Below are 8,310 nucleotides of genomic sequence, written 5' to 3' on the forward strand. Positions count from 1 at the left end.
ACTTTTCAATAAACGTCTGTTCCATTTCCACACCTCAAACTTATTTGAATAAACATAAAAACTGCCCTCACTTTTATTATGGTTTCAATATATAGACAAGATACAAGTTTCATTTGTTCCATTGTTTATCTTTTTTCAGGCAGAATAATACTACTAAAAAACAAGCAAAGCATACAATGATAAAAATCCACTCACAATAATCTATTTTTTTTGAATTTAACGTAACACTCTACTTGTCCATTTCAATTTGCTATCCCCTTCTATTTACCATTAACAATGTCAACTTTTCTAGAATCACAGCAAAAAAGCATTCTCGATTAGAAAGAATGCTTTTTTGAAATTTAATTGTTCTATATTTCCCCCAATTTATATCTTTGAGTTAAGCAAACATGTAATAAATTTAGTGAAAAAATTCACCTTATAATTAAATATTATTTCTGAAATACATGTTTTACTTTTTCACCTGGAACGTTACTTCCTCCTCTTCCTTTTACATCTTCAATCATCATTGTAACAATCATGTCTGGCGCATTTGCATCGAAAGCTGCGAACCATCCCAGTTCTTTTCCTTCTGCTTCTTTCGACTCTTTCAGTTCTGCTGTACCAGTTTTACCAGCAAGCGTCACACCATCAACCTTTGCAATTCTCCCTGCACCATCAGGGTCATTAATGACTTTGATTAATGCACTCTTTAATATCTCTTGATTCTTTTTAGAAACCACATTTTCTTTCCAATTCCCTGCTACTTTTGCTTCTTTTAAAAGATGTGGCGACGGAATATTCCCTTCATTCACAATCGGTGCATATGTTAATGCTAAATGAAGTGGCGTCATTAATACTTGTCCTTGTCCATAGCCCGTGTCTGCTAGTTGAATATCGTTTTTTATCCCATCTTTTGCAATGATTGAAATAGGAAATTCGTATTCGATTGGTAATTTTTCATGAAATCCGTACTTTTTAAATTCCTTTACATACTGATCTTTTCCCATTTTCAAAGCTTGTTGAGCAAAATAAATATTATCAGAGTACTTCATTGCCTTATCAAAATCAATTGGACTTGCATCCTTTACACGCGTTACATAGTAATTTCCCCAAGACGAATCTTTTGTCCACTTCAATCCTTGAATTTTAAATTCTTCCTTCGGATTTATTGTGTTTGTTTCCAAACCAATTGCACCTGTAATCGTTTTAAATACGGAACCTGGTACAAATGCTTGTGTGAAGCGATTCGTCATTGGTAGTTTCGAGTCGTTACTCCATGCTTCTCGTTGGGCTTTCGATGCTCCTCTAACTATTATATTTGGATTATAAGCAGGGCTACTTACAAGTGCGATTGTTTCACCTGTTTTAGGATTGACCGCTGCACTAGATCCTGCTTCAGTTTTCATCTCATTAAAGATTTTTTCTTGAATTGCAGCATCAATTGTTAACGTAACATTTTCTCCTTCTTTTGCTTCTTTTTTTGCTACGTTTTTAATCTCTTTCCCATTCTCATCTTCTATAAATACGCGTCCACCCTTTTCACCACGCAATTTATTTTCTAACACTTTCTCTAAACCGGTCTTACCTACTAAATCATCTGCTTGATAACCTTGTTTTTGAAGTGATTTTAACTCCTCCGCATTCACCTTTCCTATATATCCAGTTAAGTGTGCCGCTGCTTCACCTAATGGATACGTACGAATATTTACTGGGCGAGATGAAACTCCTTCTAATTCAATATAATCATTCTGTCTGGTTCCCTCTTTTAAAATACCAATTGGTACAAAGGAGTCTGGTTTTATCCATTTTGCTGTGAGCTTTTGTTCGACCTCTTCTATAGACATATCAAGTAATTGTGCTACTATTTCTTTCGTTTGCGCTGCTGTTTCGCCTAGTTTCTCTGGAATAATTCCAACCTCAGTTGCTTTACCATTCGTTGCAAGCCCTTTTCCATTGCGATCATATATTTCTCCGCGTTTTCCTTGCTCTATTTGCATACGTACTTTGTAATCTTTTTTCATACCTGGGAAAATGAAGTCTGGTGTCCAATCTATTTTCCAAGATTCTTTATCTTTCACAAGTTTTGCTTCGTGGATGAATGAAACTGGTCCTACATCCGTATCCATCTTAACTTCAAAAAGAAAAAGCTCTTTATCTTTCGTATTCTCTCCTTTCATTTTAACTTTTAAGTTCTTAGCTCCAATCCCCTCATAGATTTTTTGATATTTTTCTGTAAATTCTTTTTTAGAAATCGATTTTTTGCCATGATCTGATAAATGATCATACATATTTGCAAATTTTTTATCATTCCATAAATTGATATATTCTTCAAATGCTTGTTTTGGCGGTTCGTTTTTATTACATCCTACCAACATAACTGCGAAACAAACGAAAAGCAGCATCCATAATTTTTTCAATTCAATCTTCTCCCTTAGTTAAAAATGATGATTCCTTTCTTAATTTATTTAATAAAAAATGTTTTAACGCTTAATAGACAGTGTAAGTAATGACATTGTTCCATATTTACAAAAAAATTAATTTACGCTTAAGTTGCATTGGAAGAAGGAGGTTTGTAAGCTTCTTACAAACTTAAGGAGTGTATATATTTAGCAAACGTTAACATGATTAGTGGTGTTTTGAAAAATACATTTAAAATACCTTTTAGTTCGTTTTCAAAGAAGTTTGGTTGTTGCAAATTAATTATGAATATCTAATCCAATTAGAAGAATACAATAATCAATTATCCAAAATTAATTTCATGCAGAAGCTAATAACGAGCATTAAAAAACTTTGCCTACTCTTTTAACATGGAAACATAATCTATTTATCAGAAGTCAATAATGAATAACACGCGTTCCTAACCAGCAAAAAAATAGACCTAATTGAAATTCATCAGAAAGTAATAGATACATAAAAAACGCCATACTTTCTGTAAATTTCTACAAAAAGAATAGCGTTTTCTTATTTTATCTTTCTATATATGCTATACCGTGAGCTCCTTGATTTACAGAAGGATCTGCATTTCGATCTCCTGGATCAACTTCAATGGTATGAACATTCTTGTAATTAACTAAATCTAATACACTTATTGTCCCTGATCTAAGGTTAGAAACATATCCAACCGTTCCGTCCGTAGAAGAACGCATTGTAATTGGGAGTAAATCTACTTCTATTGTACCTAACACATTTAACGATTCTCCATCAAGAACAGAAACATACCCTGGTGCTGGAGAAAACATATTTCTTGTTCTCTCTCCATTCTTATTCTGAAAACGCGTATGTCCTACCAATACTTTCCCATCATTCGTTACATGAACCGGAGTAATTAAATCTGAAAATGATTTTGTCTTTATAATTTTATCGGTTTCTGTATTAATGATGCTAAGTGTAGGTTGCTCCTCTTTGTAGTCTCCAAGTAAACATGGTGAAGGGATGTAAACTCGATTACCTTCAGGAGAAATAGCTAGTTCTTCACTACCATAGGGCATAGATACTTTTCCAATTAACTCCTTATCATGTGTATCTAAAACCGATATAAAGGGCGCCTCTTTATTAGAGGAATATCCTTTTGTACCATCTGGATTCGTAACAAACCAATGTGGACCTGCTGCTTCTGTAGAGATTCTATCTAGCACTTTTCTCGTGTTAGGATTAATAATTAAAATTCCTCCTTCACCAGATTCAACACTTACATACAATAAGTCTTTTTTTTCATTATAAACTAAACCATGTGGTGCAAATTCCGGCGAGATATTAATGATATCAATTACTTTAAATTGATCAATATCGATAACTAAAATTTCATGGCTTTTTTCCGGATTATTTCTATAAAAACCTGAGCGATAAGTAATACTTACATATAACAATTGACGCTTAGAATCGAAACATAATTCATGAGGTTCTGTAACTGGAGAATCTATAACCCCTATTCTTTCAAAATTTTTCGCATTGAAGAAATGGATTTGATTACCGCTGGAGCTAACGACCGCCAATATAGGATTATTTTCTTTAGAAATATTCATTAATTAAACCCTCCTTGTTATTTGTTCCAAATTTCTTAAGTTCCATAGAAATCAGCATATTTAAATATTTTGTATTATTACTAAGACAAATTATAAACAATTTTCACCTCCTTTCATTTAAATTAGTTTAACTTATAATAAGCTAGACTAACTTTTATTCCGTAAAAATAAGTTGAATTTAATAATCCAACGTATTTATCTACCTTCTCCAACTTTAGCTTTTATACTTACATGTATTTTATTTAATAACCTTCCAATACTTTACTCCTCAATTAATGATGCACAAAAAGCACAGAAAGTAAGTAATTAGCGAAATACCATTTCTTTGTCTCGTGCATTATCAGATACTCATAACATAAGTAAATCAAGCTTAGCTGCCGTTTTTTTAAATTCATTCTGCGTACAGCTCTATTCTTTAGGGAATCGTTCTATAGATTGACAAATTTGCTTCAGATTCTTGTTTTTTATTGAACTATTCCTGTGTTGAAAAGCTAAATATAATTAGTTAGCTTAACTAACTATAATTATAAATACATTCACGTTTTATCGCAAGAGTTTTAAGAATCTTCGAATAAATGAATAGAAAGATAGAATTATTTTCATCATAAGATACATGATCTTAAGTTGATAGTGATGCATAACGAGAATTTCGTACGTTAAGAAAAAACTTGCTACATATGTATGTAAATTTTAATTGCCTACTAAAAAATAACGTATTTGCAGGATGTATGAAAATTATACAAAAAGTAATAATTCATCGTTACCCAACAATATATAATATTGATAAAGAAAAAATACTAGAGAATATCACAGTGTAGTAGTCTCTAGTATCTTTTCATAGTATTTTAACGGCTATGCAATACAAAAGGATAAAAAAAGACCTCTTACGGAAAGATAAGAGGTCATCAAGAAGATAAAAATGTTGTATTTGAAACACGCGAGTTTCTAATTCATATCATAACACAATATATTTATATATTAAATATATACATAAAAGCAATAGATATATGTTCAAAAAACACACGGAATATTAATTTGGAACAGTATGTTTTATTCTTTTAACCTATTTCTTCTACAATGCCGTGATTGTAACAATGGATGGCCTCCTCTATATACTGATGAGCAATTGTAGCAAATTCTTCTAAATTCTCTTCCGTTACCTCATGAATAAACAGAACAAAATTACTGTCGGATTCAGAGTCTGTTGAAATGGAACCATCAATCCGTTATGAAATGTTGAGCTTGCATCTCCTAGATTCCATGTGAATATTTGCCAATTCCAGTCTCCTTTCGTGCCTATTTAATGTTTAATATAGTCTCGTACCGTACAAACGGGAAATGTTGTTAGTTTGAAAAGAGAGAAGAATAGAATTTCTTTATCACCTCTGTTCTTTCTTCTATATAGTAGAAAAAAGGAGAAAGGTAGAATTCTATCTACCCCTAATATTTATTAGAAAATTCTAATTTGATTAAATTAAAAGAAAATGATATATTGATTTTATAATGATAATCCAATTAATGGATGACAACCTAATACCTGTAAGTGGACTATGACGATGTCAGATAAACGGGAGGAATTTAATATGAAAAAATTATGTTCATTTGCTTTAATCTGTGCCTTAACCTTTTCGGTTTTTATCGTTTTAGACAGTACGCTACCTGATAAAGCACGCGCTGAAGTACATACGATTAAGCAAGCTTCAGCTGTTGTGGATGATTGGCCATGGCAAACGTATTTCTTATTGCATCACAATGCGGACTATCTAAAAGAATTAGCCCCTGGTAGGTTAAAACAAGGTGGTACGTTTGATATGACGGTGTATATAGGCGGAAAAGATGTGGGTGTTGTAAAGATTTATCGATTGAACGGAGAAGGTGAATTGCAGCGCTACAAAACCATTTCTGCAGGTGAGGCTGGGCATCACTACTATTCTAGGTTCACAACACCAATTACAACGGTTTATACACCAGGTACATATGTTGCAGTACTGAAGGTAGACACTTCATATTATTATGGTGGCTCCTTCCAAATTACAAAGTAAAACATATAGGTATATTTGTCTGAAACGCACTGGGTTACGGTGCGTTTTTGTTATCTAACGAATAAATGATCACGCAGGAAGTCAAAGCATATTATCAAAACGGAGCTGAATGTGAAGAAAATTGTAACAGTTAATGCGAATGTAACAATCCATGTTGGTATTTTAAAAGGGATGACAGGATGTGTTACTAGTTATGATGCGGATACTGGGATGGCCGAAATCGAATTGGATCCATTTACAACGGTTATAATTAGGTCTGTATTTCTAACGCAATAAGGTTTGTATAGGATTCTTTAGAAAATTAATATTTGATTTTTATAGTGACCCAATATATTCTATGATTAAAATTGAGTTACATATTTTAAAATCATCACCAAGAGAATCTGCAAATTTACGGGTTCTTATTTAAAACATAATGCCAGAAAAGCTGAGGTGAATAAAGTGCAAAGTTTAAAATCTTTAAAACGTGACGTATACATTTTTCTTCCATTGTCTATTTATTTTTCCTCCATTTTTATTTCATTCTATATTATAGAGAATACATTCAACTTGCTAAGTTTTTTACCAGCACTTGGAACCCTGTATGTCTGGGTAACTAGTGTGATAGACATTAAAAATAAAAATTACAAAATAAAATAAAAAAGCATCTGAACTAGATGCTTTGCTCTTAATGTTATAGAATATTGACGCCCATGACCATACAGCTACCAAAAACAATACATACCAAACCTAAAAATATTAAAAACCCTGGCAAATCAATATGCTCAAGTAGCGCGCATATTAATAATAAAAAGGGGTAGACTAGAATTTCAATCCAGGTAACGCCCCCTGCTTTCTTTATTTCTCGGTAAGATACAACGCTGACAAGTAAAATGCCTAATACAATCAACCCTATCCCTAACATCATCCATTCACCCTTTTGAAAATTTAGTATTTCACTTTCATATACTGCTCTTTTACGAGCACCAATAATTCCCTCAGTTTCTTCTCTACAGGATGTTCTTGATTTTCTGGTACTTCTCTCCCGTATGATGAGAAGCTTTGTGAGCATGCACTAGATGTGACTTCCAATTTCGCGTATGAGAAAGTATGCTCATTTTCTTCATCAATGTTTTCAGTAGTGCTTCCATTTGAACCAACGCGTATGCAGCTTTCGTCAAGTTTGGTGCGCTTTCCTTCCTTGTTAACCGTGTAATAGGTATCGTTGACTTCCCCATATTTCATATTAGGTGTTGATGTTACTGCGGTCCCGTCTGCAGAAAAAATAACAACACGAAACCCATCTTCTTCTGGCAACAACTCAGCTCCTGGAACATTATATAGTACCAATAGGTCTCCTTCGTATGCTTCTGGAATGAGATAAATGGTATCTGTAGTGTCTTTTCCAAATCGGATACAACCGCTTAAAAGAATCATAATAAAGATCCCGCAATACATTATAACTTTTCTCATAGAGTTTCTCCCGTTATGTGTAAGAATGGTATAGTATGTATTATATAATGCAATATATTTCCTTGGATAGAATAAGTTTCTAGTTTGAAGTCGATTTTACTATTGTCATATAAAAGATTGATGTCAGTGGATGATTGGCTCGAAGAGAAATGGAGTGAATCGATGGGCAGACGTTTTGCATTAACATATGAAAATAAGATTTTGAGAAGAATAATGATTACCGTAAGCATTGTCATACTCGTTTTCATTGCAACAGGGTGTGATTCTGTCCAAAATGATGCAAAGGATGTAACGGACATTCCGCTTAACAGCAAACTAGATTCCCTTATTTCAGAAAGTATCATTGCCTGGAATCAAGACAAATTAAATCATACAGAAAAACAATTTGAGACACATGTAATCTATGGAACTGAAATGAAGGATGAAAAAATGTATGTCTACCTTCATTCCCTCATGCAAGGATACAACCGCGAAACACAGACAGTTTCTCAAGCAGGACATTTACTTCCAGTCCGTGTGACAGTCACAAAAAATGGGGAGGATTACCGTGAACCAGGAGATGGTGCTGAAAATGAACCTACTTTGCGCAACATGTTCCCGAAAAAGTATGCGGATCAAGCACTCACTATCTCAAATGAAACGATTCAATCATTAGAATCTCATATGCAAGAATCTGTTGCTAAGTGGCTGGAAGATACAAGTAATAAGAGACAAGATAGATAACAAATAAAATATTCAAAATCGAATATTATACAAAAAAAGGAGAGATATAATCTCTCCTTTTTCTCAGAGTGTTGGGAAACCCTTTAGGG

At 33.2% G+C, this 8,310-nt stretch carries 7 protein-coding genes; 3 read left to right on the forward strand and 4 right to left on the reverse strand.

All coding sequences use genetic code 11. The features are described from left to right. Positions 1–431: 431 nt before the first annotated feature. Together RT27_RS30950 and RT27_RS30955 are read right to left on the reverse strand one after the other, a co-directional pair. Positions 432–2,399 (reverse strand): penicillin-binding transpeptidase domain-containing protein, encoded by a 1,968-nt coding sequence (locus RT27_RS30950; protein WP_043939007.1) that lies wholly within the window; start codon positions 2,397–2,399, stop codon positions 432–434. 549 nt (positions 2,400–2,948) lie between these two features. Next, entirely contained in the window at positions 2,949–4,004 is a 1,056-nt protein-coding gene (locus RT27_RS30955) for a cell surface protein (RefSeq protein WP_043939008.1), read from the reverse strand. Positions 4,005–5,587: 1,583 nt separating this feature from the next. Between RT27_RS30955 and RT27_RS30960 the strand changes: the two genes are divergently transcribed. Then, the gene (locus RT27_RS30960) at positions 5,588–6,046 is read left to right on the forward strand and encodes a DUF5065 family protein (RefSeq protein WP_029442341.1); all 459 of its coding nucleotides are present in this window, start codon (positions 5,588–5,590) and stop codon (positions 6,044–6,046) included. 111 nt (positions 6,047–6,157) lie between these two features. After that, positions 6,158–6,322, forward strand: a complete 165-nt coding sequence (locus RT27_RS35545) for a hypothetical protein (protein WP_173927950.1) — start codon at positions 6,158–6,160, stop codon at positions 6,320–6,322. Positions 6,323–6,719: 397 nt separating this feature from the next. Here RT27_RS35545 and RT27_RS30965 read toward each other — a convergent pair whose 3' ends face one another. Further along, the gene (locus RT27_RS30965) at positions 6,720–6,953 is read right to left on the reverse strand and encodes a hypothetical protein (protein WP_029442340.1); all 234 of its coding nucleotides are present in this window, start codon (positions 6,951–6,953) and stop codon (positions 6,720–6,722) included. 20 nt (positions 6,954–6,973) lie between these two features. Further along, a complete protein-coding gene (locus RT27_RS30970) occupies positions 6,974–7,498 on the reverse strand; it encodes a hypothetical protein (RefSeq protein WP_029442339.1) in 525 nt (174 codons plus the stop codon). 162 nt (positions 7,499–7,660) lie between these two features. Here RT27_RS30970 and RT27_RS30975 point away from each other — a divergent pair, with 162 nt between their 5' ends. After that, positions 7,661–8,221, forward strand: a complete 561-nt coding sequence (locus RT27_RS30975; protein WP_043939010.1) for a hypothetical protein — start codon at positions 7,661–7,663, stop codon at positions 8,219–8,221. Positions 8,222–8,310 lie beyond the last annotated feature (89 nt).

It is taken from the genome of Bacillus sp. L_1B0_5 (genome assembly GCF_000836715.1).
GTDB classification, from domain to species: domain Bacteria; phylum Bacillota; class Bacilli; order Bacillales; family Bacillaceae_G; genus Bacillus_A; species Bacillus_A thuringiensis_S.

Coding starts and splice junctions, on each gene's coding strand:
- RT27_RS30955 (WP_043939008.1), bottom strand. CDS start 4,004: ATGAATATTTCTAAAGAAAATAATCCTATATTGGCGGTCGTTAGCTCC.
- RT27_RS30975 (WP_043939010.1), top strand. CDS start 7,661: ATGGGCAGACGTTTTGCATTAACATATGAAAATAAGATTTTGAGAAGA.
- RT27_RS30960 (WP_029442341.1), top strand. CDS start 5,588: ATGAAAAAATTATGTTCATTTGCTTTAATCTGTGCCTTAACCTTTTCG.
- RT27_RS30965 (WP_029442340.1), bottom strand. CDS start 6,953: ATGATGTTAGGGATAGGGTTGATTGTATTAGGCATTTTACTTGTCAGC.
- RT27_RS30970 (WP_029442339.1), bottom strand. CDS start 7,498: ATGAGAAAAGTTATAATGTATTGCGGGATCTTTATTATGATTCTTTTA.